The organism is Xanthomonas sp. DAR 35659, assembly GCF_041242975.1.
Taxonomy (GTDB): Bacteria; Pseudomonadota; Gammaproteobacteria; order Xanthomonadales; family Xanthomonadaceae; genus Xanthomonas_A; species Xanthomonas_A medicagonis.
This window is the reverse complement of record NZ_CP162488.1, coordinates 3,499,081-3,525,322: the sequence shown is the minus strand read 5'-3', so window position 1 is coordinate 3,525,322 and position 26,242 is coordinate 3,499,081. Positions and strand designations below refer to the sequence as shown.

The 26,242-nt window shown below is 69.6% G+C and carries 23 protein-coding genes and 1 pseudogene; 11 read left to right on the top strand and 13 right to left on the bottom strand.

The window, feature by feature from the left end; all coding sequences use genetic code 11:
• The first annotated feature begins 156 nt into the window (after positions 1–156).
• A complete protein-coding gene (locus AB3X07_RS14680) occupies positions 157–1,281 on the top strand; it encodes a polyamine ABC transporter substrate-binding protein (RefSeq protein ID WP_369939330.1) in 1,125 nt (374 codons plus the stop codon).
• Between the two features lie 272 nt (positions 1,282–1,553).
• Here AB3X07_RS14680 and AB3X07_RS14675 read toward each other — a convergent pair.
• Positions 1,554–2,349: pseudogene (locus AB3X07_RS14675) on the bottom strand (IS5 family transposase).
• A gap of 380 nt (positions 2,350–2,729) precedes the next feature.
• On the opposite strand from AB3X07_RS14675, the gene AB3X07_RS14670 reads away from it, so the two are divergent.
• The 7 genes from AB3X07_RS14670 (at position 2,730) to AB3X07_RS14640 (ending at position 11,674) form a co-directional block, all read left to right on the top strand.
• Positions 2,730–3,953, top strand: a complete 1,224-nt coding sequence (locus AB3X07_RS14670; protein WP_369939328.1) for an HlyD family secretion protein — start codon at positions 2,730–2,732, stop codon at positions 3,951–3,953.
• Positions 3,950–5,527, top strand: coding sequence for a DHA2 family efflux MFS transporter permease subunit (locus AB3X07_RS14665; RefSeq protein WP_369939327.1), 1,578 nt, complete (start codon positions 3,950–3,952; stop codon positions 5,525–5,527). Before AB3X07_RS14670 ends, AB3X07_RS14665 begins: the two co-directional genes overlap by 4 nt.
• A gap of 7 nt (positions 5,528–5,534) precedes the next feature.
• Positions 5,535–7,022, top strand: coding sequence for an efflux transporter outer membrane subunit (locus AB3X07_RS14660; RefSeq protein WP_369939326.1), 1,488 nt, complete (start codon positions 5,535–5,537; stop codon positions 7,020–7,022).
• A 118-nt stretch (positions 7,023–7,140) separates the two neighbouring features.
• Complete coding sequence (locus tag AB3X07_RS14655) at positions 7,141–8,301, top strand: ABC transporter ATP-binding protein (RefSeq protein ID WP_369939325.1); 1,161 nt, start codon at positions 7,141–7,143, stop codon at positions 8,299–8,301.
• A complete protein-coding gene (locus AB3X07_RS14650) occupies positions 8,298–9,266 on the top strand; it encodes an ABC transporter permease subunit (RefSeq protein ID WP_369939324.1) in 969 nt (322 codons plus the stop codon). The genes AB3X07_RS14655 and AB3X07_RS14650 overlap by 4 nt, the downstream gene beginning before the upstream one ends.
• On the top strand, positions 9,263–10,117 hold the full coding sequence (locus AB3X07_RS14645) for an ABC transporter permease subunit (RefSeq protein ID WP_369939323.1): 855 nt from the start codon (positions 9,263–9,265) through the stop codon (positions 10,115–10,117). Before AB3X07_RS14650 ends, AB3X07_RS14645 begins: the two co-directional genes overlap by 4 nt.
• Positions 10,118–10,309: 192 nt before the next feature.
• Entirely contained in the window at positions 10,310–11,674 is a 1,365-nt protein-coding gene (locus AB3X07_RS14640) for an NAD-dependent succinate-semialdehyde dehydrogenase (RefSeq protein ID WP_369939322.1), read from the top strand.
• Between the two features lie 351 nt (positions 11,675–12,025).
• Here the strand turns inward: AB3X07_RS14640 and AB3X07_RS14635 are convergent, their stop codons facing one another.
• From AB3X07_RS14635 to AB3X07_RS14580, 12 genes are all read right to left on the bottom strand, one after another.
• On the bottom strand, positions 12,026–13,018 hold the full coding sequence (locus AB3X07_RS14635) for a magnesium and cobalt transport protein CorA (protein ID WP_369939321.1): 993 nt from the start codon (positions 13,016–13,018) through the stop codon (positions 12,026–12,028).
• Between the two features lie 24 nt (positions 13,019–13,042).
• Positions 13,043–14,293 (bottom strand): DUF4105 domain-containing protein, encoded by a 1,251-nt coding sequence (locus tag AB3X07_RS14630; protein ID WP_369944779.1) that lies wholly within the window; start codon positions 14,291–14,293, stop codon positions 13,043–13,045.
• Between the two features lie 47 nt (positions 14,294–14,340).
• Positions 14,341–15,222 carry an HlyC/CorC family transporter gene (locus AB3X07_RS14625; protein WP_369939320.1) on the bottom strand — a complete coding sequence of 294 codons (882 nt, stop codon included), beginning with the start codon at positions 15,220–15,222 and terminating at the stop codon, positions 14,341–14,343.
• A 101-nt stretch (positions 15,223–15,323) separates the two neighbouring features.
• Positions 15,324–15,893, bottom strand: coding sequence for a hypothetical protein (locus AB3X07_RS14620; RefSeq protein ID WP_369939319.1), 570 nt, complete (start codon positions 15,891–15,893; stop codon positions 15,324–15,326).
• Positions 15,894–16,022: 129 nt separating this feature from the next.
• Positions 16,023–16,508, bottom strand: coding sequence for an rRNA maturation RNase YbeY (ybeY, locus tag AB3X07_RS14615; protein ID WP_369939318.1), 486 nt, complete (start codon positions 16,506–16,508; stop codon positions 16,023–16,025).
• Positions 16,509–16,563: 55 nt separating this feature from the next.
• Positions 16,564–17,055: a hypothetical protein gene (locus tag AB3X07_RS14610; RefSeq protein WP_369939317.1), complete on the bottom strand. Its 492-nt coding sequence runs from the start codon at positions 17,053–17,055 to the stop codon at positions 16,564–16,566.
• A gap of 14 nt (positions 17,056–17,069) precedes the next feature.
• A complete protein-coding gene (locus AB3X07_RS14605; RefSeq protein ID WP_369939316.1) occupies positions 17,070–17,432 on the bottom strand; it encodes a hypothetical protein in 363 nt (120 codons plus the stop codon).
• A gap of 137 nt (positions 17,433–17,569) precedes the next feature.
• The gene (locus AB3X07_RS14600) at positions 17,570–18,115 is read right to left on the bottom strand and encodes a hypothetical protein (RefSeq protein WP_369939315.1); all 546 of its coding nucleotides are present in this window, start codon (positions 18,113–18,115) and stop codon (positions 17,570–17,572) included.
• Between the two features lie 20 nt (positions 18,116–18,135).
• Complete coding sequence (locus AB3X07_RS14595) at positions 18,136–19,122, bottom strand: PhoH family protein (protein WP_369939314.1); 987 nt, start codon at positions 19,120–19,122, stop codon at positions 18,136–18,138.
• 576 nt (positions 19,123–19,698) lie between these two features.
• Positions 19,699–21,165, bottom strand: coding sequence for a tRNA (N6-isopentenyl adenosine(37)-C2)-methylthiotransferase MiaB (gene miaB, locus AB3X07_RS14590; protein ID WP_369939313.1), 1,467 nt, complete (start codon positions 21,163–21,165; stop codon positions 19,699–19,701).
• A gap of 178 nt (positions 21,166–21,343) precedes the next feature.
• A complete protein-coding gene (locus tag AB3X07_RS14585; protein ID WP_369939312.1) occupies positions 21,344–22,441 on the bottom strand; it encodes a DUF4344 domain-containing metallopeptidase in 1,098 nt (365 codons plus the stop codon).
• Between the two features lie 136 nt (positions 22,442–22,577).
• A complete protein-coding gene (locus tag AB3X07_RS14580) occupies positions 22,578–23,201 on the bottom strand; it encodes a glutathione S-transferase family protein (protein ID WP_369939311.1) in 624 nt (207 codons plus the stop codon).
• A gap of 78 nt (positions 23,202–23,279) precedes the next feature.
• On the opposite strand from AB3X07_RS14580, the gene AB3X07_RS14575 reads away from it, so the two are divergent.
• The 3 genes from AB3X07_RS14575 (at position 23,280) to petA (ending at position 26,239) form a co-directional block, all read left to right on the top strand.
• Complete coding sequence (locus tag AB3X07_RS14575) at positions 23,280–24,239, top strand: helix-turn-helix transcriptional regulator (protein ID WP_369939310.1); 960 nt, start codon at positions 23,280–23,282, stop codon at positions 24,237–24,239.
• A gap of 280 nt (positions 24,240–24,519) precedes the next feature.
• Positions 24,520–25,479 carry a lytic transglycosylase domain-containing protein gene (locus AB3X07_RS14570; protein WP_369939309.1) on the top strand — a complete coding sequence of 320 codons (960 nt, stop codon included), beginning with the start codon at positions 24,520–24,522 and terminating at the stop codon, positions 25,477–25,479.
• 136 nt (positions 25,480–25,615) lie between these two features.
• Positions 25,616–26,239: a ubiquinol-cytochrome c reductase iron-sulfur subunit gene (petA, locus tag AB3X07_RS14565; RefSeq protein ID WP_369939308.1), complete on the top strand. Its 624-nt coding sequence runs from the start codon at positions 25,616–25,618 to the stop codon at positions 26,237–26,239.
• Positions 26,240–26,242: the final 3 nt, after the last annotated feature.

The following is a 26,242-nucleotide window of genomic DNA, read 5'->3' as shown; positions in this document are numbered from 1 at the left end:
GTCGCGTCCGTGGTCCATGGCGCGGCGCGACGCTGCCGCGCCTGCACGCAGTACGGCCGCGCGGCGCGCGGTCGCCAATGGGGGAGGACCACCGGGACGCGGCCCATGCGGCGTCCCGCCAACCGCCGCCCGCGACGGGCGGCATCGGAGACGACGATGAAGTGGCGAGCGATAGCGGGGATGTGGGCGGTGCTGGGCCTGGCCGGCTGCGGCGGATCGGAGCCGGAGGGCGGCGCGGCGGCGGGCGCCGACGAGGCCAAGCAATTGAACGTCTACAACTGGTCGGACTACATCGCCGAAGGCACCGTGCCCGGCTTCGAGCGGCACAGCGGCATCCACGTCACCTACGACGTGTTCGACAGCAACGAGGTGCTGGAAGCCAAGCTGCTGGCCGGCGGCAGCGGCTACGACGTGGTGGTGCCGTCGCTGAGCTTCCTCGGCCGGCAAATACAGGCCGGCGTGTTCCTGCCGCTGGACAAGCGCAAGATCCCGAACCTGGCCAACCTCGACCCGGCGATGATGCAGCGCATCGCCCAGCAGGATCCGGGCAACACCTATGCGGTGCCGTACCTGTGGGGCACCACCGGCATCGGCTACAACGTGGACAAGGTCCAGGCCGCGTTCGGCAACACCGACGTGGTCGACAGTTGGGAGCTGGTGTTCGAGCCGAAGAATCTGGCCAAGCTCAAGGATTGCGGGGTGACCTTCCTCGATACCGCCTCGGAGATCGTGCCGACGGTGCTGCACTACCTGGGCGAGGATCCGAACAGCACCGACCCCAAGGTGATCGAGAAGGCCGCGGCCAAGCTCAAGGAAATCCGCCCCTACATCCAGAACTTCCATTCCTCGCAATACATCGACGCGCTGGCCAAGGGCAGCACCTGCCTGGTGGTGGGCTGGTCCGGCGACATCGCGCAGGCGCGCGACCGCGCCGAGGAAGCCAAGAACGGCGTGCGCATCGGCTATTCGATCCCGAAGGAAGGAGCGCTGCAGTTCTTCGACATGCTGGCCATCCCCAAGGACGCCAAGCATCCGGAGAACGCCTACCAGTTCATCAACTACCTGCTGACTCCGGAAGTGGCCGCGGCCAACACCAACTTCGTCAGCTACCCCAATGCGGTGCCCAAGTCGCTGCCTTTGATCGATGCGGCGATCAGCGGCGACCGGACTATCTACCCGCCGGCGGAGGTGCAGGCCAAGTTGTTCGCGCTGGCGGTGATGCCGCCGGACGTGGACCGCCAGTACACGCGGCTGTGGACGGAACTGAAGACCGGCCATTGAGCGCGACCGCAGCAGATCCCGATGGCAAGGCAGTACAGCCCCTCTCCCGTCGGGAGAGGGGTGGGGTGAGGGTACGACGCGAAAGCGACTGACGGAGTTGGGCGCACGAGGCTACGCCCGTACCCTCATCCGCCCCTTCGGGGCACCTTCTCCCGCGGGGAGAAGGAAAAGCTGCTAGCCCCTCTCCCATCGGGAGAGGGGTTGGGGTGAGGGTCCGGCGCGAAGCGACTCGCAGAGTCTGGGATGCATGAGGCTAAGAGTCGCTAACAAAACTAAGGAAGGATCCGTAGGCAGATGATCGAACAGGCAATCGAGAGCCACGCCAGATGGATATCGATGCGACGTTCGAATCGGATGCGTAGCTTGCCCATGCCTGCGAACCACGCGTGAGTGCGTTCCACGACCCAGCGATGGCGCCCCAGCCGGTCGTTGCGCTCGATCCCCTTGCGAGCGATGCGTGGCGTGATGCCCCGCTTCTTGAGGTGATGGCGGCAACGATCGATGTCGTAGGCCTTGTCAGCGTGCAGTTTGCCTGGCCAACGTCGTGGGCGCCCTGGCTTGCCGGCGATCGGCGGCAAGGCATCGACCAGTTCCTCGAAGACCACCGAGTCGTGCCGGTTGGCTCCGGTCACGCAGAACGCCAAGGGAACGCCATTGCGATCGACGATCAGATGCCGCTTGCTGCCGAGTTTGCCGCGATCGGTCGGGTTCGGTCCGGTGTACGCGCCCCCCGGGGGGAGGCCACACTGGCCGCGTCCAGGCTGGCTCGGTCAGGTCCAGCTTGTCGGCTCGCCGCAATTCGGCCAGCAGAACCTGATGCAGGCGATGCCAGACGCCGGCGGCCTGCCAGTCGCGCAACCGGCGCCAACAGGTCATGCCGCTGCCGTAGCCCAATTCCAGGGGCAGTTCTTCCCATGGAATGCCGGTCCGCAGGACATAGACGATGCCGTTGAGGGCTTGCTGATCGCTGACGCGAGGCCGCCCTCCTTTGGGCGAGGGCTTGACTGGCGGGATCAGCGGTTCGATGCGCTTCCACAGCGCGGCGGGGATCTCTTTGCGACGGGCCATGTCGCTAATTTTGCCACATGCGAATCTGCGTTCAACTACGTTTTGTTAGCGACTCTAAGCCCTCACCGTCATCCGGCCCTGCGGGCACGTTTCCCGAAAAGGCGTCCCTGGTTCCGCCAGGAGAGGAAGAGTGCATGGCTGCACTGGTCCGGCCTTGCCGCAGCAGGCGAGGCCAGGCGCAATAGCGTCCGCGACAAGCACAGCCGCACAGCACCTGAACTCCACCGACGCCCACCCTCACACAATCTGGACTCGCCGGTACAGATACTTGTAGATTCATCCGTACGCCGCCGTCTGGTAACGGGCCAGCGCCACGCTGCGCCCGTCGCCCCGCCAAGGCATGGCATCGACCGCCCCGTCCATCTCCAGGAATCCGCGACTTGAGCACCCACGACCAAGATCCCACGCAGACGCAACGGCAGGCGGCTCCGGACGATGGCCGCGACGGACCCGCCCAGGACGACGGCAAGCAGCCCGACAAGCCGTCGCCGCTGAAGAATCCCAAGGTGAAATGGACCCTGCTGCTGATCGGCCTGGCGGTCGTGGTCGGCCTGGTGGTGTGGCTGATCTACTACCTGACCACCGGCCGCTACCTGCAGGAGACCAACAACGCCTATCTGCAGGCCGATTCGGTGGCGGTGGCGCCGCGGGTCAATGGCTACGTGACCGCGGTGTTCGTCGGCGACAACCAGACGGTCAAGGCCGGGCAGCCGCTGCTGCAGATCGACGAGCGCACCTACCGCGCCACCTTGCAGCAGGCGCAGGCCGCGATCGCGGTGCGCCAGGCCGACATCGCCGCCGCCGAGGCCGCGCTGCAGGCGCAGCGCGCGACCCTGCTGCAGGCGCGTACCCAGGTCAGCGCGGCCGCGGCCAGCCTGCGCTTCGCCCAAGGCGAGGCCAAGCGGTTCGGGCCGCTGGCCGCGTCGGGCGCCGATACGCACGAGCATTACGAGAGCATCGTCCACGACCGCGATCGCGCCCAGGCCCAGTTCGATGCGGCCAAGGCGCAGGTGGCGGCCGCCGAAAGCCAGTTGCAGGGCGCCAGCGCGCAGCTCGACCAGGCCCGTGCCGGGCTCACCCAGGCGCAAGCCGACGCCGACCAGGCGCAGGTGGCGGTGGAGGACACCCGGCTCACCGCGCGCATCGACGGGCGCATCGGCGACAAGACCGTGCAGGTCGGCCAGTTCGTCGCCGCCGGCACGCGGCTGATGAGCGTGGTGCCGGTGGACGCGCTGTACCTGAGCGCCAACTTCAAGGAAACCCAGGTCGGGCTGATGCGGCCCGGGCAGCCGGCGCGGATCGAGGTCGATGCGCTGCCCGGGGTCGAACTGGAGGGCGTGGTGGAGAGCATCGCGCCGGGCACCGGGTCGCAGTTCGCGCTGCTGCCGCCGGAGAACGCCACCGGCAACTTCACCAAGGTGGTGCAGCGGGTGCCGGTGCGGATCCGTCTGAAGGCCGGCGCCGAGGCGCGCAAGGTGCTGGTGCCGGGCATGTCGGTGACGGTGACGGTGGACACGCGCGCGGCCAAGGACGCCAAGGATCGTGTGCAGCAGGAAAGCGGGCAGGGCCAGGCCGCCGCGCCGCATCGCGAGGCCGCGCCGTGAGCGAGGCCGCCGCTGCCCCGGCGGCGGGCGCAGCGCAGAAGGCCGATACCGGCGCGTGGCTGGCGGTCGCCGCCGGCACCATCGGCTCGTTCATGGCGACGCTGGACATCTCCATCGTCAACGCCGCGCTGCCGACCATCCAGGGCGAGGTCGGTGCCAGCGGTACCGAGGGCACCTGGATCTCCACCGCCTACCTGGTCGCCGAGATCGTGATGATCCCGCTGACCGGGTGGTTCGTGCGCACGCTCGGGCTGCGCAACTTCCTGTTGATCTGCGCGCTGCTGTTCACCTTTTTCTCGGTGGTGTGCGGATTGTCGAACAGCCTGACCATGATGATCCTCGGCCGCGTCGGCCAGGGCTTCGCCGGCGGCGCATTGATCCCGACGGCGCTGACCATCGTCGCCACGCGCCTGCCGCCGGCGCAGCAGACCCTGGGCACGGCGCTGTTCGGCATGACCGTGATCCTGGGGCCGGTGATCGGCCCATTGCTGGGCGGCTGGCTGACCGAGAACGTCAGCTGGCACTACGCGTTCTTCCTCAACGTGCCGGTCTGCGCCGGGCTGGTGGCGCTGCTGCTGCTGGGATTGCCGCACGAGCGCATGTATCTGCGCGGGTTGCTGGACGCGGACTGGCTCGGCATCTTCGGCCTCACCGCCGGGCTGGGCGCGCTGACCGTGGTGCTGGAGGAGGGCCAGCGCGAGCGCTGGTTCGAGTCCAGCGAGATCGTGCTGCTGAGCGTGGTCTCGCTGGTCGGCTTCATCGCCCTGCTGGCCTCGCAGTTCCTCAGCCGGCAGCCGGTGATCCGCCTGTCGATCCTGCTGCAACGCAGTTTCGGCGCGGTGTTCGTGATGGTGATGGCGGTGGGCATGATCCTGTTCGGCGTCATGTACATGATTCCGCAGTTCCTGGCCACAATCTCCGGCTACAACACCGAGCAATCCGGCTACGTGGTGCTGCTGTCCGGCGTGCCCACGGTGTTGCTGATGCCGATGATGCCCAAGCTGCTGACCACCGTGGACGTGCGTGTGCTGGTGCTCGGCGGCCTGACCTGCTTCGCCGCCGCGTGCTTCGTCAACGTGCACCTGACCGCCGACTCGGTCGGCATGCACTTCGTCGTCGGGCAGCTGTTGCAGGGCTGCGGCCTGGCTCTGGCGATGATGTCGCTGAACCAGGCGGCGATCTCCTCGGTGCCGCCCGAGCTGGCCGGCGACGCCTCGGGCCTGTTCAACGCCGCGCGCAACATGGGCGGTTCGATCGGACTGGCGCTGATCTCCACCTTCCAGGAGCGGCGCATGGTGTTCCACACGCAGATGATCGGCAGCGGCACCAGCGCCAATTCGCCGCTGGCGCAGGATTATCTGCACGGCATGGCCACGCAGTTGCAGACCGCGACCGGCGCCGGCGCGGCGATGCAGTCCGTGGCGCAACTGGCGCGCATGGTGCAGCAGCAGGCGCTGGTGATGACCTACAACGACTTGTTCTGGATCTTCGGGGTGATCGTGGTGTGCACGATCCCGCTGGCGTTCCTGCTCAAACCGCTGCCCAAGGGCGGCGCTTCGCTCGCGATGCATTGAGGCTTCCATGATCCAGCGCGTTCCCCGTGTTCTCGTCCCCGCCACATTGCCGCTGCTGTTGTCGGCGTGCATGCTCGGCCCGGACTACGTGAAGCCGCCGCCGGTGGCCGAAGCGGCGCAGGCGCAGCCGCAACTGCATCGCGCCGACGCAGTCGCCGCGGCCGCCGGCGTGGTGCCGGCGCCGCCGCCGCAGCGCTGGTGGGAGACGCTGCAGGATCCGCAGTTGAATGCGCTGGTCGAGCAGGCCCTGCAGAACAGCCCGAACCTGCGCGCCGCGCAGGCCAAGCTGCGCGCTTCGCGCGCGCTGGTGCAGCAGCGCCATGCCGAGCAGTTGCCCAGCGTCGGCGCCACCGCCGCCTACGTCAACGCGCGGGCGCCGGATGCGCTGACCGACGGCGTGGCGACCATCGCCGCCGGCACCGGCCAGCCGCTGACGATAGATCCGCACGCGCAGCTGTACAGCGTCGGCATCGACGCGAGTTGGGAGCTGGATTTCTTCGGCCGTCGCCGCCGCGCCAGCGAGGGCGCGCTGGCCGACGCGCAGGCCGACGAGGCCGAACTGGCCGACGCCCAGGTGCAACTGGCCGCGGAAGTGGGCCAGGCCTACCTGGGCTATCGCGCCACGCGCGAGCGCATCGCCATCGCCCAGCGCAACCTGGAGGCGGCGCGGCAGACCCTGCAGCTGACCCGCCAGCGGCGCGAACGCGGCGCCGATGCCGACTTGCAGGTGGAGCGCGCGCAGGCGCAGCTGCAACAGCAGGAAGCGGTGCTGCCGGACCTGCAGGCGCAGGCCAAGGAAGCGCTGGACCAACTGGCGTTGATGATCGGCCGCGAGCCCGGCGCGCTCGACGCCACGCTGGCGCAGGACCGGCCGCTGCCGGCATTGCCGGCGGTGGTGCCGGTGGACGATGCGGGGTCGCTAATCCGGCGGCGTCCGGACGTGCGCCGTGCCGAGCGTCAGCTGGCGTCGTCCTCGGCGCAGATCGGCCAGGCGCTGAGCGCGTATTTCCCGCAGGTCACCCTGTTCGGCACCATCGGCATGGCCGCCACCTCGCCGGGCGATCTCGGCAGTGACGCGATCAACAGCGTGGTGGCGCCGTTCCTGCGCTGGTCGATCTTCGATTTCGGCGCGACCCGCGCCAAGGTGGAGCAGGCCCGCGCCGGCAACGACGCGCGCCTGGCCGCCTACGAGGGCACCGTGCTGGCCGCCTTGCAGGACGCCAACAGCGCGCTGGCGCGGTTCGGCGCGGCCCGCCAGCAGGCGCTGGCCGCGGCCAAGGCCGAGGCCTCGGCCGACCGCTCCGCCGCCTTGTTGCAGCAGCGCTACGCGGCCGGCGCCTCGTCGTTGATCGACGCGCTGGACGTGCAACGCCAGCAGGCTTCGGCGCAGGACAGCGCGGTGCAGGCGCGCACCCAGGTGCTGCTGCGCTACGTGGCGCTGCAGAAGAGCCTGGGCCTGGGCTGGGCGCCACCGCCGCCGCCCGCGCCGCGATAGCGACGGCCCGCGCCGCGGTATCGCCGATGCGGCGGCCGCGGCTACACTGGGGCCGGCCACGCGATCGCCGGCAGCCTCGGCGACTCTGCGCGGCGGTGTCCTCCACGGGGAGCAATAGATGGCTTCGAGCGAAGCGAACTCCGACCTCCCGCCGGCCGCGCTCGCGGCGGCCGCGGCCGCCCCGGCCAAGGGCGGCGGCTACCTGTCCATCGCCGGCGTGCGCAAGGAGTTCGACGGCTTCGTCGCGCTCGACGACGTCGACCTGGATATCGGCAAGGGCGAGATCTTCGCGCTGCTCGGCGGTTCGGGCAGCGGCAAGTCGACCTTGCTGCGCTGCCTGGGCGGGTTCGAACAGCCCAGCCGCGGCCGCATCGTGCTCGACGGCCAGCCGCTGGACGGCCTGCCGCCCTACGAGCGTCCGCTCAACATGATGTTCCAGTCCTATGCGCTGTTCCCGCACATGACAGTGGAGCAGAACATCGCCTTCGGCCTGAAGCAGGACGGGCTGTCGCGCGCGGCCATCGCCAAGCGCGTGGCCGAGATGCTGGAGCTGGTGCAACTGGGCAAGCTCGGCAAGCGCAAGCCGCACCAGCTCTCCGGCGGCCAGCAGCAGCGCGTGGCGCTGGCGCGCTCGCTGGCCAAGGGGCCCAAACTGCTGCTGCTGGACGAGCCGATGGGCGCGCTGGACAAGAAGCTGCGCTCGCAGATGCAACTGGAGCTGGTCAACATCATCGAGACCTCCGGCGTGACCTGCGTGATGGTCACCCACGACCAGGAGGAGGCGATGACCATGGCCACCCGCATCGCGCTGATGGAGCACGGCCGTATCCGCCAGGTCGGCACCCCGGGCGACATCTACGAGTCGCCGAACAGTCGCTTCGTCGCCGAGTTCATCGGCTCGGTGAACATGATCGAGGGCCGGATCGGCGAAGACCATCCCGATCACGTGACGGTGATTTCGCCGCAGTTTCCGGTGCCGATCTACATCAGCCATGGCATCACCGGGGTGGAAGGGCAGGAGGTGGCGTTCGCGGTGCGCCCGGAGAAGGTCTGGATCACTAAGGGCGAGCCGGAGCAGGCCTACAACAAGGCGCGCGGCAGCATCGAGGACATCGCCTACTTCGGCAGCCACTCGATCTTCCACGTACGCCTGCCCAGCGGCATCCGCGTGCAATCCAACTTCGCCAACCAGAAGCGTTGGGACAGCGAGGGCATGACCTGGGGCGACAGCGTGTGGGTGTCGTGGGACGACAACGACGGCGTGGTGCTGACCGCATGAGTGCGCCCGTCGTCCCGGTGGCGCCCGTATCGTCGCCGACGCCGACGCCGCGACTTTGGCAGCGGCTGCGCCTGCGCGCGCTGCCAGCGACGCGCTGGCTGGTGATCGCCGCGCCGTACCTGTGGCTGCTGCTGTTCTTCGCGATTCCGTTCCTGATCGTGCTGCGCATCTCCTTCGCCGAACAGGCGATCAGCAGCCCGCCTTACAGCGCGCTGGTGGACTACAGGGACGGCGTGCTGACGCTGAAGTTCACCTTGCAGAACTACCTGGCGCTGCTGCGCGACAGCCAGTACATCGCCGCCTACTGGGGCTCGATCAAGATCGCCGGCATCTCCACCGCGCTGACCCTGCTGATCGGCTACCCGATGGCGTACGTGATCGCGCGCATGTCGCCGGCGGCGCGCAACATCGCGATGATGCTGGTGGTGCTGCCGTCGTGGACCTCGTTCCTGATCCGCGTCTACGCCTGGATCGGCATCCTCGACAGCAACGGCGTGCTCAACCGCGCGCTGCTGGCGCTGGGCCTGATCGATGCGCCGCTGCACATCCTCTACACCCCGGTCGCCGCCTACATCGGCATCGTCTACTGCTACCTGCCGTTCATGGTGCTGCCGCTGTACGCGACCCTGGTCAAGCAGGACCACCGCCTGCTGGAGGCCGCCTACGATCTGGGCGCGCGGCCGTGGAAGGCGTTCGCGACCATCACCCTGCCGATGTCGCGTCCCGGCATCGTCGCCGGCTGCATGCTGGTGATGATCCCGGCGGTGGGCGAGTTCGTGATCCCGGAAATGCTCGGCGGCCCGGACACGCTGATGATCGGCCGGGTGCTGTGGGGCGAGTTCTTCAACAACCGCGACTGGCCCGCGGCCTCGGCGGTGGCGATCGTGATGCTGGCGTTGCTGATGCTGCCGATCCTGATCTTCAACCGCTACCAGCAGCGCCAGCTCGAAGGCGGCCAGGCATGAGCGCGGCCGGCGCGCTGCGCGGCGGGCGGGTGCTGCGCTGGGTGGTGCTGGGCGGCGGCTTCGCCTTCCTTTACCTGCCGATCCTGCTGTTGATGGTGTATTCGTTCAATGCCTCGAAGCTGGCGACGGTGTGGGCCGGGTTCTCGACCAAGTGGTACGGCGAACTGCTGCGCGACCGGCAGATCCTGCAGGCGGCCTGGATCAGCCTGAAGGTCGCGTTCTGGACCGCGACCGCGTCGATGGTGATCGGCACGCTGGCGGCGATGGTGATGACGCGGTTTCGCCGCTTCCCCAGCAAGAGCCTGTTCGGCGCGCTGGTGACCGCGCCGCTGGTGATGCCGGAGGTGATCATCGGCCTGTCGATCATGATGATGCTGGTGTCGATGGGCGGGCTGATCGGCATCCCGCCCAAGGGGGTGATGGCGATCTGGGCCGCGCACGTCACCTTCACCCTGTCCTTCGTCACCGTGGTGGTGTCCTCGCGTCTGCAGGAACTGGACCGCTCGCTGGAAGAGGCGGCGATGGACCTGGGCGCGAACCGGCTCAAGGTGTTCTTCCTGATCACCCTGCCGATCATCGCACCGGCGCTGGTGTCCGGCTGGCTGCTGGCGTTCACCTTGTCGCTGGACGACGTGGTGATCGCCAATTTCGTCGCCGGGCCGAACTCGACCACGCTGCCGATGACCGTGTTCTCCTCGGTGCGGATGGGGCTGAAGCCGAAGATCAACGCGCTGGCCACGCTGATGGTGCTGGCGGTGTCGATCGCCGCCTTCGTCGGCTGGTGGCTCATGGCGCGCAACGAGAAGCGCCGCCAGCGCGATATCCAACTGGCGCAGCAGCAAGGCGGATAGGCGCTTCCGGCTTTCTGTAGGAGCGGCTTCAGCCGCGACAGATACCTTCGGCGCGTGCCTGTCGCGGCTGAAGCCGCTCCTACAAAGGCGCCGCCACGGAACGCTGTGGTCCATCGCGCCAACGCCGTCGCCACGCCGCCGCAACCTTCGCGGCGCTAGGCTGGCCGGACATTTTTTCAGGAGTCCGTCGCGATGCCTTACGACACCGTCAATCCCGCCACCGGCCAGGTCGAGCACCGCCAGGAACTGATGGACGCGGCCGCCGTCGAACGGCGCCTGGCCGCGTCCGCGCAGGCGTTTCCCGGCTGGGCGGCGACGCCGCTGGAACAGCGCGGCGCGCTGCTGCGCGAGGTCGGCGCGCAGCTACGCGCGCGGCGCGAGGAGATCCAACGGCTGATGACCATGGAGATGGGCAAACTGCGCAAGGAGGCCCTGGCCGAGATCGACAAGTGCGCCGACGCCTGCGACTACTACGCCGAGCACGCGGCCGACTACCTGCGCGAAGTGCCGGTCGCCACCGACGCGCAGCGCAGCTATGTGCGCTACGAGCCGCTGGGCTGCGTGCTGGCGGTGATGCCGTGGAACTTCCCGATCTGGCAGGTGTTCCGCTTCCTGGCCCCGGCGCTGATGGCCGGCAACGTGGCGCTGCTCAAGCACGCCAGCAACGTGCCGCGCTGCGCCGACGCGATCCATGCCGCGCTGGCCGCCGCCGGCGTGCCGGCCGGCGTGTTCGACGTGCTGCACATCGACAACGACCAAGCCGCCGACGTGCTGCGCGATCCGCGCATCGCCGCGGTGACGCTGACCGGCAGCGAGCGCGCCGGCCGGTCGATCGCCGCCAACGCCGGCGGCCAGCTGAAGAAGTGCGTGATGGAGCTGGGCGGCAGCGACGCGTTTGTGGTGCTGGACGATGCCGACCTGGACAGCACCGTGGCCGCGGCGGTGAAGTCGCGCTTCGACAACGCCGGGCAGACCTGTATCGCGGCCAAGCGTTTCGTGGTGGTGGAGGCGATCGCCGAGGAGTTCGTGCGCCGCTTCGCCGCCGCCGCGGCCGAGCGCCGGCTCGGCGATCCGCAGGACGACGCCACCACCCTGGCGCCGCTGGCGCGGCAGGACCTGCGCGACGAACTGCACAAGCAGGTGCAGGCCAGCATCGCCAAGGGCGCCACCGCGCTGCTCGGCGGCGCGCCGGACACCACGACCCATGCCGGCTACCCGGCGACGATCCTGGACAACGTGGCGCCGGGCATGCCGGCCTACGACGAGGAACTGTTCGGCCCGGTGGCCGCGATCCTGCGCGTGGCCGACGAGGCGGAAGCGGTGCGCGTGGCCAACGACACCACCTTCGGGCTCGGCGGCAGTGTGTGGAGCGCCGACCGCGACCGCGGCGAGCGCGTGGCGCGGCAACTGCAGTGCGGCGCCGCCTTCGTCAACGCCATCGTCAAGAGCGACGTGCGCCTGCCGTTCGGCGGCATCAAGCGCTCCGGCTTCGGCCGCGAACTGGCCGAGCACGGCATCCATGAGTTCATGAACATCAAGTCGGTGTATGTGGGGTGAAGCTGGGAATGGGGAGTCGGGAATGGGGAATAGGAAAAGCCGGCTCTGCGGCCGGCTTCATGCGTTGTGGCGTTGACACGGCGCTACGGTTTGTCCGTCGCGGGCTGCGCTTTTGCCATTCCCGATTCCCGTTTCCCCATTCTCGCCGCCGCATCGCGGCGGCTCGGTGAGTGAGGCTGGGAGTGGGGAGTGGGGAGTGGGGAGTCGGGAATGGGGAATAGGAAAAGCCGGCTCTGCGGCCGGCTTCATGCGCTGTGGCGTTGACCCGGCGCTACGGTTTGTCCGTCGCGGGCTGTGCTTTTGCCATTCCCGATTCCCGTTTCCCCATTCCCGCCGCCGCAAAGCGGCGGCTCAAAGCCACTTCGCCCGCTTGAACGCCACATACAAGCCCAGGCACACCGCGGCCACGCCGCCGACCATCAGCGGGTAGGCCCAGGGCCATTCCAGTTCCGGCATCTGCTTGAAGTTCATGCCGTACCAACTGGTGATCAGGGTCGGGGCCGCCAGCAGCGCGGCCCAGGCGCCGAGGCGCTTGACCGTCTCGCCCTGGGCCAGGGTCACCAGCGACAGGTTCACGCTCAGCGCGGTGCCGAGCATCTCGCGCAAGGTGTCGATCGCCTCGTTGGTGCGCACCGCGTGGTCAAGCACGTCGCGCACGTACAGCCGCACCTCGTCGGGGATCAGCGGGCCGGGGTTGCGCTTGAGATGCGCCAGCACGTCCTGCAGCGGCGCCACGCCCAGGCGCATCTGGTTGAGTTCGCGCTTGAGTTCGTACAGGCGGATCGCGGTGTCGCGCCGGTAGGCCTCGGCGAAGATGTCCGTCTCCAGACGCTCCAGGCTCTGCCGGAACTCGTCCAGGATCGGCTGGTAGTTGTCGACGATGTAGTCCAGCACCGCGTACAGCGCGTAGGACGGGCCGAGCTGCATCAGCGCCGCCTCGCGCTCCAGCCGTTCGCGCACCGGCGCGTACGGCAGCGAGGCGCCGTGGCGCACGGTCAGCAGGAAGCGCGCGCCGAGGAAGGCGTGGGTCTCGCCGTAGACGATGCGCTCGTCGATCACCTGCGCGGTGTGCACTGCCAGGAACAGCGAATTGCCGTAGGCCTCGACCTTGGGCCGCTGGTGCGCCTTGCGCGTGTCCTCGATCGCCAGGTCGTGCAGCCCGAACTCCTCCTGCAACTGCTCCAGCACCGCGTCGGCCGGTTCGTACATGCCGACCCAGACGAAGCCGTCGTCGCCGGCCAGCACGTCGCTGATCTGCTCCAGCGCGATGTCGTGGCGACGGCCGTGGCCGTCGTAGTGCACGCAGTTGATGACGCAGGCGGGATTGGCGGGAACGGAGGCCATGGCGGAAATCGTGCGCGGGCGGGGTCAGGGCTGCAAGCGGCGGCGCGTGAACGCCCACGCCAGCGCGGCGTGCACCGGCAGCAGCAGGGCGATCCATTGCAGGTTGAACTGCGGCTGCAGCATCGACAGCCAATGGATCAGCAGCGCCGCGCCGGCCAGCGCGGTCACCGTCCACAGCACGACGCCGAACCAGCGCCCGGGCCGGCGGCCGCGCAATCGCGCGATGGCGCCACCGACCAGCAGCAGGCACAGCGGGTCGAGCAGCAGCAGGTTGCGGTTGGCCCAGGCGGCGCGGTGCTCGCTGAAGCCCCACAGGTACAGCAGCACGCCGCCGCCGAGCGCGCACAGCAGCCAGAACGGCAGCGCCAGCGCGGCCAGCCAGCGCGGCCGCCGCGCCAGCGCGAGCACGCCGGCGGCGACCGCGACGCCGACCAGCAGCCACGGCCACCAGTGCCGCGCCTGTTCCTTCGGTTCCGGCGCCAGGCGCTGCGGCAGCAGTTGCTGGCGCGCCTGCACCAGTGGCCGGCCGGCGCTGTTGCGCACCTCGCCCAGGCTCTCGGCCAGGCGCATCGGCACGAACGCCTCTTCCCAGCGCGACAGCGGCTTGTCCGCGAACGGCCCCAGGCCCAGGTCGAAGCCCAGCCACATCCACGGCGCCGGCGAGGCCAGGCGCACCGATTCGCTGCGGTAGGTGTTGCCGCGCGAGCGCCCGGACAGTTGCGCGTGCAGGCTGCCGCCCAGCGCGCGGTCCAGCGCGTCGCGGACCATCGTGGCGCAGTTGGCGGTGTAGTAGTCGTAGCGGTAGCGCGCGTTTTCCGGGCGCGCGCGCCAGGCCAGCGCCGCCTGCAGCGCGCGCGCCTGCGCCGGTTCCATGTCCAGCCACTGGATGTCCACGCCGCGGCCGGCGTCGCGGTACTGCGCCAGGTCCTCCTGCAGGGGCAGGGCGACCAGGTAGTACATCATGTCGCCGGCGGCGAAGCGGCTGACGAAATCCGGTTCGCTGGGATCGAAGAAACCGAAGTTGTACGAGGTTGCCTGGCCACTGCTTGGATCCATCACCACGATGGCGTCGTGGCCGAAGCGTTCGAAGAACACCTCGCCGGGCTGCATGGTGGCCACGCCGATGCGTGGCGCCGGCGCCGCGGCGTCGCCGGCGGATAGGGCGCCGCCCGGCGCGGCGCCCGGCGGCGACAACGCCGGCGGCGCGGCCGGATCGGCCGTGCCCGCCTGCGCGAACGCCAGTGCCGCCCAGCAGGCCAGCACCGCGCCGAGCAGCCAGCGCGGCCAGCCGCGTGCCGCGGAGGGAGGCGCCGGCCGCGCGGTCAAGCGTCTTCCTGCGGGTCGGGCGGCAGGATGGTGACGTGGAACGCCTGCACCCGCCGCGCGTCGGCGCGCGCCACGCGGAACGCGAAGCGGCCCAGGGTCAGTTCCTCGCCGGTTTCCGGCAGGTGGCCGATGGCCTCGGTGACCAGCCCGCCGACCGTGTCGTAGTCGTCGTCGGGGAAATCGGCGCCGAAGCGCTCGTTGAAGTCCTCGATCGGGGTCAGCGCGTCGACCACGTACTGGCCGTCGGCCTGCGCCGCGATCAGCGAGGCCTCGTCCTCGGCGTCGTCGTGCTCGTCGTCGATCTCGCCGACGATCTGCTCCAGCACGTCCTCGATGGTGACCAGGCCGGCGACGCCGCCGTACTCGTCGACCACGATCGCCATGTGGTTGCGCGAGAGCCGGAACTCCTTGAGCAGCACGTTGAGCTTCTTGGACTCGGGAATCAGCACCGCCGGGCGCAGCAGTTCGCGTACCGTGCCCGGGCCATGGTCGGCGACCACGCCGCGCAGCAGGTCCTTGGCCAGCAGGATGCCGAGGATGTCGTCCTTGTTCTCGCCGTGTACCGGGAAGCGCGAATGGCCGGATTCGACCACCTGCTTCATCAGGTCGAGGAAGCGCGACTCCACCGACAGCGACACCATCTGCGAGCGCGAGATCATCACGTCGCCGACGGTGAGTTCGGAGACCGACAGCGCGCCTTCCATCATGCGCAGGGTATCGGCGGCGATCAGACCGTCGTGCTGGGCGTCGCGCAGCACCTCGACCAGGTCGTCGCGGGTGTGCGGATCGCTGGAGAACACCGAGCTGAGGCGCTCGAGCCAGCCGCGGCGTTTTTCGTGGGGTTCCGGTGTGGAGCTACTAGCGTCGTCTTCTGACATGTTCTATGGGGACGGCACCCGGACAGCCGGGCGGTGTGCGCAAGTCTAGCAGGCCAATGGGACAGGGCCGCGACGCCGCCGGCGCGCGCGCCGGCGCCGGCTCAGCCGCCGTTGGCGGGCGTGTGCAACGGGTCCGGCGCCGGTGCGGCGCCCGGCTCCTCGGGCAGGTCCAGGCTGTAGCTGCAGCCGGCCAGGGTCTTGCCCGGATGCGACTTCACCGTGGACAGGCTGAGGATGATCGATTCGATCATCGGCTCGCCGGTTTTCGGGTCGGCGACGTCCGCGCTGACCACTTCGCGGCCGAACATCGCTTTTTCCGGCGTATCCACCGCCGTCTCCAGCTGCAGTTGCCTGGCCAGCGGGCGCGGGTCGGGCAGGTCCAGGATCGCCATCACGCTGGCGCCGGCCACGGCGATGCGGTTGGTGCTGTGCCCGAACACCTGGATCGGGCGTGCCAGTTCGTACTCGCTCATGAACAGGTTGGACTGCGGCAGTGGGCGCCAGCCCTGCGCCACCGCCTTCAACGGGTCGGCCAGCAAGGGGCCCAGCGCGGCGAAGTCGGCCACGCGTTGGCGGCACTCCAGCAGCGCCGGCAGATCGATCGGGGCGGGAGCGGCGCTGGCCGGCAGCGCGGACGCCAGCGCGAGCAGAAGGAGCGATGCACGGATCAACGCGATGGACCTCGGCCGGAAGCGGGACAGGCGGCGCGACGGCCGCGCGGCCACGGTAACGCCCGCGGCGGCGGTTGACCAGCATGCTGCGCGGCGCACGCCGCCGCGTGCCGGCCGGGAGAAGGCGGCTCAGCGCTCTCCCGCGTAGGGATCGTCCACGCCCAGGTCGGCCAGGATCTCTCGTTCCAGCTGCTCCATCGCGTCGGCCTCCTTGTCGTCCTCGTGGTCCCAGCCGAGCAGGTGCAGCACGCCGTGCACGGTCAGGTGCGCGTAGTGGGCGTTGATGGGCTTGCCCTGTTCGGCGGCCTCGCGCGCCACCACCGGCGCGCAGATCACCAGGTCGCCGAGCAGCGGCAGCTTGACGCCCTTGGGCAGGCCTTCCGGCAGCTCGGCCGGGAAGCTGAGCACATTGGTGGCGTAGTCCTTGCCGCGGTAATGGTGGTTCAGTGCGCGGCCTTCCTTGGCGTCGACCAGGCGAATGGCCAGGTCGGCTTCGCGGATGCGGCCCTTCAGCGCCGCGGCCACCCATTTGCGGAAACTGACCGCCGCCGGCAGTCCGGCGCGGGGCAGGGCGTAGCTGACGCCGACATCGAGGCGGAGCGGGCCTTTGGTCATGGCGGGACGGTGATTCGCAGCGGACAGGGGCCGACAGTATCGCGCGTGCGGCGCGTCACCGCGATGCCCAGTCGTCGGCGCTGTAGGCGATCTCGACCACGTCCGCGGTGTCGGCGGCTTGGTCGACACCGGCGTCCTTGGCTGAAGCATGGCAGTTGAAGCCCATCTGCCGACGCGCCTGGCGCACCAACTCCGCGGCGTTGTGCTCGGGCGTGTCGTTCACGTCGAGATGGATCGTGGCATCCGCGCAGCCGCCGACGTTGGCGACCTGGATGGCCGGCACCAGTGTGCGCGCGGCCTGGTCGGCGAGCGTGTCGAAGCGGTCCTGTGCGCTGTCGTCTTTCGCCGCGGACACGCGGACCTTGAAGTAGTAGAGCTGCTTGTAGAACAGGTAGCCGTTGGAGAACAGCCGCGTGCCGCTCTGCAAGCGCAGATCCAACTGCAACTTCTCGCCGGGCGTTCGCTCGCTTTCGGCGATGGCGGCCTGGACTGCCGCATCGACGCCGTTGGCGGGGGCGGGCGTGGGCGCGGCCTCGCCGCCCAGCACGAACGGCGCATGCGTCAGTCGTCCAGCCGTGAATAGGTGCCTTCCGTCACCGCCGAGGCCAAGTCGTGGCGAAACGCCGCCAGGCCATCGGCGAGCGCGGTGGTCGCGTCGTGCCGCCCGGCCGGATAGACGAACACGTCGATCACCAGTTCCGGATGCGTCGCCATCGCGTAGTGGAAGCCGGCGCCGGCTGACTTCGCGGCCGGATTGTATTTGCTGCGGGTGAGCTGGAACGCGCCTGCCGTCTTCGGCGCGATCAGGTAGCTGGTCTCGATGTAGGCGCGCGCCGGCGCGGGCGGCTGTTTCGGTTCGGCGGACGCGGCGCCGGCGATCGAGGCCAGCAGACAGACACAAACCAACGCGGACTTGCGGATCATGGCACTTCCCCTGTGCATTGCGTCGCCACAGTGTACGGCGGTTGCGGCGCACTTCGGGGTGCGGCAGGGCAACGTGCGATGGCCATTCGCGCCGCGCGACTGCCGCGCCGCCATCCGGCACCATCACGACGGCTGGATCAGGTGACGCACTCGGTCAGCATCAGCAATGGCGGCCCATCGTTGGCGACGCGATAGGTCGCGCCGCCCATCGGGCCATGCTGGCACTGGGGATTGAAATGCGCGACCTCGACCGCGGCGGCGAAACCGTTGCGCTCGGGTATCCACACGGCGGCCTGGCCGCGCTCGAGCAACTGGCCCAGCAGGTACAGGCTGTCGTTGGGCACCGCCTTGAACGCGACCAGGGCGCAGCCGAAGCGGTCCTGCTGGTCGCCGGCGACGTCCAGCAAGGCCTGCGCGCGCCGCCCGGCGATCCAGGCCAGCCGCTGCGGCTCGCCCTCCTGCGTGGCGTCGTCGGCGGAGCCGCGCTGGGCCTGCGCGGCGCGTTCGAGTTCGGGCCTGGACAGCAGGATGGTCGCTTGCTCGACCGCCACCGACACGCACGGCGGCGCGATGGTCTGGGCGAGCGCGACGCGTTGCCGCGTCACCGGGATCTGGGCGTCGTCCTGCGCCAGGCACGCGCCACTGGTCGCCGCGGCAAGCAGCGCGGCGCACGCGATGGGCATCCACTGCGGCCTGCGCATCGTCATGCCGCCGGCCCGGTCAGCTTGTCGCTGACGTCGCGCTTCTCGTAGGCGCTGACGATCCGCGCCACCAACGGATGCCGCACCACGTCGCGCGCCTCGAAGAAGGTGAAGCTGACGCCGTCCACTTCGTGCAGCACCTCGATCGCATCGCGTAGCCCGGACTTGACGTGCTTGGGCAGATCGATCTGGGTCAGGTCGCCGGTGACCACGGCGGTGCTGCCGAAGCCGAGGCGGGTCAGGAACATCTTCATCTGCTCGATGGTGGTGTTCTGCGCCTCGTCCAGGATCACGTAGGCGTCGTTGAGCGTGCGCCCGCGCATGTACGCCAGCGGCGCGATCTCGATGACGTTCTTCTCCAGCAGCTTGACCACCTTCTCCACGCCCAGCATCTCGTACAGCGCGTCGTACAGCGGGCGTAGGTAGGGATCGACCTTCTGGCTGAGATCGCCGGGCAGGAAGCCGAGCTTCTCACCGGCTTCCACCGCCGGGCGCACCAGGATCAGGCGCTGCACGCGCGATTCGTTCAAGGCTTCGACCGCGCTGGCCACCGCCAGGAAGGTCTTGCCGGTGCCGGCCGGGCCGATGCCGAAGTTGATGTCGTGGGTGGCGATCTGGTGCAGGTACTTGGCCTGGTTGGCGCCGCGGCCGCGCACGGTGCCGCGCTTGACCTTGATCGCCACCTCCTGCGGCTGATAGGCGCGCTGCGCGACCTGATCGACGTTCGACTGGTTCAGCCGCAGATGGATTTCCTGGTCGTCGAAGATGACGTGCTCGGCCTCGGCGTACAGCGCTTGCAGCAGCCGCTCGGCCGCCGCCGCGGCCTGCTCCGGCCCGGTCACCCGATACACGTTGCCACGGTTGGAGATCTCCACGCCCAGGCGCAGTTCGATCTGCCGCAGGTGCGCGTCGAACGGGCCGGCGAGGTTGGCCAGGCGTTCGGTGTCGGCGGGTTCCAGGGTGAAGTCGTGTTGCGCGGGGCTGGTCATGGCAGGCGCGCCGCCAGCGGCGACGTCGGGAAAGAGAGGGCGCAAGGGTAGCGCGCAGGGCGCGGCCGGGCCAGTGAAGGGCGCGCGGCGACGGCGGTTGCACGCGCGCGACGGCCAGCGCGAAGCGCGCATTGCGGATCCGCGCTCGGCGCACCGCCACGTGCTGCCGCAGCGGCGCGCGCTGGCGATGGCAACGTTGTCCACAATGCATGTGGATCGCTTGTGCCAAAGCCTGTGGACAACCTTGCGAACGCCTTGCCGCGCAAGGCGCGGTCCTGTGGTGGTGAAAAAAATCGCACCTGCCTGATTGAGCGTGCCACCGTTGGAGCCGACGTCAGCCTCAACACAGCACTAGGCGCTTCTGTAGGAGCGGCTTCAGCCGCGACAGGCATTCCCGATAGCGCCTGTCGCGGCTGAAGCCGCTCCTACACAGGGCGGCGAGGTGTGCCGATTGCCTCTGCAAGGCGGGCCTTCAGGACGACGGCAGGGCAATGCTTCCCAGGCGACCGTGCAGTCGGGACTGAAGTCCCTCTCACAAGGAGGCCGCCCAGCGGGGCTCGGCCAGGCCGCGACGGCTCAGGCCACGGCGTCGTCCTCGGCCAGGTGCAGGCGCCCGCGCAGCGAATTGCTCAGCGCCTCGGTGATCGTGACGTCCACGAACTGGCCGATCAGGCGCGGGTGCCCCGGGAAATTCACCGAGCGCATGTTCTCGGTCTTGCCGGTCAGTTCGGCCGGGTTCTTCTTCGACGGCCCTTCCACCAACACGGTCTGCACGCTGCCGAGCATGCCCTGCGAGATCCGCTGCGCATGCGCGTTGATATGCGCCTGCAACCGCGCCAACCGCGCGTGCTTCACTGTCTCGGGGGTATCGTCTTCCAGGTCGGCGGCGGGCGTGCCCGGGCGCCGCGAGTAGATGAAGGAGAAGCTCTGGTCGAAGCCCACGTCCTCGATCAGTTTCATGGTCTTCTCGAAGTCGGCGTCGGTCTCGCCGGGAAAGCCGACGATGAAGTCCGAACTGATCGAGATGTCCGGGCGCACCGCGCGCAGCTTGCGGATCTTCTGCTTGAATTCCAGCGCGGTGTAGCCGCGCTTCATCGCGCTGAGGACGCGGTCGCTGCCGGCCTGCACCGGCAGGTGCAGGTAGTTGGCCAGTTGCGGCACGTCGCGGTAGGCATCCACCAGCGAGTCGCTGAACTCCAGCGGGTGCGAGGTGGTGAAGCGGATGCGGCCGATGCCCTCGATCTGCGCGATGCTGCGGATCAGCAGGCCCAGGTCGGCGTGCTGCAGTTCCTCGCCGGCCTCGGCGTCGCCGTAGGGGCCGCGATAGGCGTTGACGTTCTGCCCGAGCAGGTTGATCTCGCGCACGCCCTGCGCGGCCAGTTGCGCCACTTCCACCAGCACGTCCTCGAACGGGCGGCTGATCTCCTCGCCGCGGGTGTAGGGCACCACGCAGAACGAGCAGTACTTGGAGCAGCCTTCCATGATCGACACGAAGGCCGACGGGCCTTCGGCGCGCGGCTCGGGCAGGCGGTCGAACTTCTCGACCTCGGGGAAGCTGATGTCCACCTGCGACTTGCCCGACTCGCGCCGCGCGCGGATCAGGTCCGGCAGCCGGTGCAGGGTCTGCGGGCCGAACACCAGGTCCACGTAGGGCGCGCGCTTGACGATCGCCTCGCCTTCCTGCGACGCCACGCAGCCGCCGACGCCGATGATCACCGGCTTGCCGCCGGCCTTCAGCGCCTTCCAGCGGCCGAGCTGGCTGAACACCTTCTCCTGCGCCTTCTCGCGGATCGAGCAGGTGTTGACCAGGACCACGTCCGCTTCTTCCGGATTGTCGGTTAGCTCCAGGCCCTCGGCCGCGGCGAGCACGTCGGCCATCTTGGCCGAGTCGTACTCGTTCATCTGGCAACCGTGGGTCTTGATGTACAGCTTGCCGCGGACCACGGATGGCGCGGCCGGCCGCGCGGTCGGCAACGGAAGCAGGGCGGAGGCATCCGCGGCGACAGCCGCGGTCGGCGAAACAGGGGCGGGCGTCCCGGGCATGGCGCTTATTCCAGACGGGTTGCGGGCGGGCAGCCGGCGACGGCTGCGGTTAGCCGGCTATTGTATCGGCAACCGGCGCCACCGCGGCATGGGCGGCCGAACCCGGCGGGGCCAGGGCCGGCCAGGCCCGACGGCGCTGGCGCCGGCAGGCCGGCGCCCGATGCGGTCGGCGTGCGCCTCAGCGCACGTAGGGCGACTCGGCGTTCTCTTCCTGCTTGCGCTTGGCCTCGTCGTAGCGCTTCTGCGCCTCGTCGCCGCTCATCTGGTACTTCGGCGCGATGTGCGGCAGCAGCAGCTTGGCCCAGGCGGTGGTGATGCGGCTGCTCTCGGTCGGGCAGCGCTGGGCGCGGTCCTCCGGCAGCATGCCGCTGGTCACCAGGCGCAGGTACTTGGCCGGGTCGCGCCCGTACAGCATGCACATCAGGTTGTAGAAGCGCTGCTGGCCGAGCGAGTGCTCGTCGGCGAAGTCGGCCGCGCCGTACTGCTCCTTGGTGTTCATCACGAAGAACAGGCCCGCCAGGCGCAGGTTCTCGGCGATGGCGCCCGGCGATTCGTCCGGCGACATGAACATCAGCATCAGCGAGGACGCCAACTGGTCGGCCGAATCCTCTTCGCGGCCGGTGCTGGGCAGCTTCAGCATGTCGATCAGCGCATGGCCGAACTCGTGCAGCATGATGAAGCGCGTGTTGGCCATCAGGAAGCGCGCGCTGAAACCGTCGTCCTGGTTCTGCTCGCCGATGCTGGCCCCGACCTTGATCAGCATCTCGATCATTTCGTAGCACAGCACCAGCTCGTTCTTGGTCGGCGAGTAGAAGGCGTTGGTCTGCTTGCACTCGGCGGTGATCAGGTGCAGCGGGCCGGGCAGCATCAGCAGCCCGTCCATCGCATTGACCTCGGGCAGGCGATGCAGGATGTCGATCTTGACCGCGAAGTCGTAGGCGGCCTGCAGCCCGGGATCGCGCGGCGGCACGTACTCGTAGGTGAACTTGACGCCTTCGGCCTTGTCCGTGCCGTCCTGGGCGTCGCCCGCCGTCTGCGTGTCCACCGCACTGCCGTCGGCGGCATCGATGGCCGCGTCGGCGGCGGCGGCCTCTTCGGTCTTCTTGTTGTTCGCCGCGGCGGTCGCCGCGGCGTCGGCAGCCGAAACCGGCGGCGCGGCGGGGGCAGGCGCGGCGGTGGGGGCAGGCGGCTGTTTCGCCTTCCATGCGCTGTAGCCCCAGCCGCCGCCCACGGCCAGCAGCGCCACGAACAGGATCGCGATCAGGATCTTTTGCATGGAATTCCTTCCTTGGGTTGGCGGCGGCGGTGGCGTGGCGGTCGGCGCGAGTCCTGCTGCGCTGCCGCGAGATGGTAAGGCGCCGGCTGTCCGCTGGGAAGATGCCGCCGCGGCGGCCGTCGCCGGCGCCCGTGGCTCAAGCGCCGGCCGCCGCGTCGATCGCCTGCGCGCGCTGCACCGCCGGCCGCGCCGCCATGCGTTCGACGTAGGCGCGGGTCGGCGCCGGCGGGTCCACCAGCCCGAACCCGATCATCCAGCCCAGTGCGCTGCCCCACAGCACGTCGGCGGCGCTGCAGTGCGCGCCCAGCAGGTAGTCGCCGCGCGCCAGTTGGGCGTCGATCACACCCAGCACCGTGGCGCAGTCGGCATAGGGCGAGAGCATCCGCGGCGGCGCCTCGCGCTTGAGCGCGCGGTCCAGGATCGCCGGCTCGAACGCCGAGCCGTAGAACGCCAGCCAGCGCAGGTAGGGGCCGCGACGCGGATCGCCCGGCGCCGGCGCCAACCCGGCTTCGGGATACAGCTCGGCCAGATATTGGTAGATCGCCCCCTGTTCGGTGATCGGCACGCCCTGGTGGACGATCGCCGGGACCTTGCCCATGGGGTTGATCGCTAGGTACGCCGGCTTCAATTGCTCGCCCTGCTGCAGGTCCAGGCGCCGTAGCGCGTAGTCGGCACCCAGCTCCTCGAGCAGGATCAGCACGCCCTTCGAGCGCGAGTGGGGGTTGTGGTACAGGGTGACGTGGCGGTCGGCGCTGGACATGGCGGGCTCTTCCTGGGTGGCGAGACCAAGATGCTAGGCGGTATTGCGGACGGATCCTGTCCGCAATACGGTGGCGCGATGGCCTCTCCCGCGTCCCGCATGCTGCGCCTGATCGCCCTGTTGCAGACCCGCCGCACCTGGTCGGGCGCGGAACTGGCCGAGCGCCTGGGCGTGGACCGGCGCAGCCTGCGCCGCGACGTCGAGCGCCTGCGCGGCCTGGGCTATCCGGTGCGCGCTTCCTCCGGCGTGGGCGGCGGCTACCGGTTGGCGGCGGGCGCGCAGGCGTTGCCGCTGTTGTTCGAGGAAGAGGAGGCGGTCGCGGTGGTGGTGGCGTTGCGCGCGGCGGCGGCGAGCATGGGCGGCCTGGAGGACACCGCGCTGCGGGTGCTGGCCAAGCTCGACCCGCTGCTGCCGGCGCGGGCGCGGCAGCAGGCCGGCGCGCTGCACGCGGTGACCGTGTCGCTGGGGCACGACGCCGTGGTGCCGGAGACCCGGTTGCTGGTCGGCATCGCCGCGGCCTGCCGCGACCGGCGCCTGCTCGGATTCGCCTATCGCGACCACCAGGGCCAGGCCAGCGAGCGCTGGATCGAGCCGCTGCGGCTGGTCAACTTCGGGCGCCGCTGGTACCTGCTGGGCTGGGATCGCGACCGCGCCGACTGGCGCACCTTCCGGGTCGATCGCATCGACGCGCCGCTGCGGCTCGGCGACCTGACCGCGGCGCGACCGCCACCGCGCGATCCAGCCGCGATGGTGCGCGAGGCGGTCCGCTTTGCGCCGTTCCCGCTGCAGGTGCGGCTGCGCCTGCGCGGCGACCTGGCCGACCTGGCCGCGCGCATTCCGCCATGGTGCGGGGTGCTGGAGGCGGGCGAGGACGGCGACTGCCGCCTGGCGATGGGCGCCGAATCGCCCGCCTTGCTGGCGTCGGAGTTGCTGGCGCTGGGGGTGCCGTTCGAGCTGATCGAGGGTCAGGCGCTGGCGCCGGCGCTGCTGGCGGCGCTGCGCGAGGCGGCGGCGTGCCTTGGGGATGGCGCCGCCTGATGCGATGCGATGCCGCTGCCGACGCCATCCGCGGCGATCCGGGCTGGCGGCTCGCGCTGCGTGGTGCTTGCGTGGCGAGCAGGGGGAGTGACGAATAGATTGAAGCGACCAACGGAGCGGAGATGCCTGGCGGCGGCGCTGCGGTCAGGTCCATGGCGGCGGCCCACCCGCGTCACTGGGACCGCCGGTGGGCCGGCTGGGCCCCGACAAAGCGGAAGCCGGTCCCGATGGCGACCGCCCGCACTTGGCAAGCGCGGGCGAAGTTGGGACACTCGCCGCCATGAAGGGGATGGTGGGGCTTCTGGGGCTGGCAATCGTTGCGCTGTCGGCTACGCCGGCCAGTGCCGGCACCCTGTACAAGTGCATCGGCGGCGACGGCGTCCCCAGCTACGTCAGCAAGCGCGTGGCCGGCGCCAGTTGCAGCGTGGTCAGTCAGTACGTGCCCGATCGCCGGACCCCGCGTCCCGCCGCCGCGCCGGCGCGCGCCGCGCGGCAGGTGGCCGCCGAGCGCGTGCCAAGCGATGCGGTGGTCCTGGCCACGCCCCAGTCCGGCGCGCCGGCCACCATCATCAGTCCCCCCATGGTGGCGCCGGTCGCCGCTGCCGCCGCCCCGACGCGCTTGGCGCCCGTCCCCGCCGCCAGTGGCGCCGCGCCGCGGCGAGTGGTCAGCGGCCAGGTCTATTCCTATATGAAGGACGGCGTGCGCCACTACACCAGCGCGCGGCCGACCCAGGTCGCCAGCCTCGGCGCGGTGCGCACCATCCACTACAGCTTCATCGAGACCTGTTACGCCTGCGCCAATCCGGGACTCAACTTCGGCGCCGTGCGGTTGAACACCACCGCCTACCAGAGCGAGATCGCCGCCGCCGCGCGCGAGTACGGGGTCGACGAGGCGGTGGTGCGGGCGATCATCCATGCCGAGTCGGCGTACAACCCGATGGCGCTCAGCCGCGCCGGCGCGCAGGGGCTGATGCAGCTGATGCCGCCGACCGCGCGCCGCTTCGGGGTCAGCGATTCCTTCGACGCCGCGCAGAACATCCGCGGCGGCGTGCAGTATCTGGCTTGGCTGCTGAAGCGCTTCAACGGCAACCTGACCCTGGCCGCCGCCGGCTACAACGCCGGCGAGGGCGCGGTGGACAAGCATGGCGGGGTGCCGCCCTACAGCGAGACGCAGCGCTACGTGCAGCGCGTCGGCATCCTGGCCGATCGCTACCGCGGCGTGCTGGCGACCGCGCATTGAGCCATTCGATTGCCGCCGCGGCGATGCATTGTCTGCGCCTTGACGGTTCCGCTACACTGCAGGCGATTTTATGCGGCTCGACCCCCACCGAGCCGCTGGCAGCCTCACGCTACCCAATCACAGATCGGAGTGCCGGATGGCCAACGATGGGGTCAACGATTCTGTAAACGTAGGACGCCGCCGCTTTCTCACCGCCACCACGGCGGTGGTGGGTGCGGTCGGAGCAGGTTTCGTCGCGGTTCCTTTCATCAAGTCGTGGAACCCCAGCGCCCAGGCCAAGCTGGCCGGCGCGCCGGTCACCGCGGACATCAGCGCATTGCAGGAAGGCCAGCGCCTGATCCTGGAATGGCGCGGCCAGCCGATCTGGATCGTCAAGCGCTCCAAGGCGATCCTGGACGCGCTGCCGACGCTGGATAGCCGGCTCAAGGACCCCAAGTCCGAGGTCACCGACCAGCAGCCGCCCTACATCAAGGGCGAAGGCCGTTCGATCAAGCCCGACATCTCGGTGCTGGTCGGGCTGTGCACGCACCTGGGTTGCTCGCCGGAGATGGTCGCCGAGATCCGCCCCGAACCCTACGACCCGGAGTGGAAGGGCGGCTATTTCTGTCCCTGCCACAAGTCGCGGTTCGATATGGCCGGGCGCGTGTTCCAGGGCGTGCCGGCGCCGATCAACCTGCTGGTGCCCCCGCATCACTACCAGGACGACAACACCCTGGTGATCGGCGTCGATCCGAGTTCGTCCGCGAAGGGGGCCGCCTAAGCC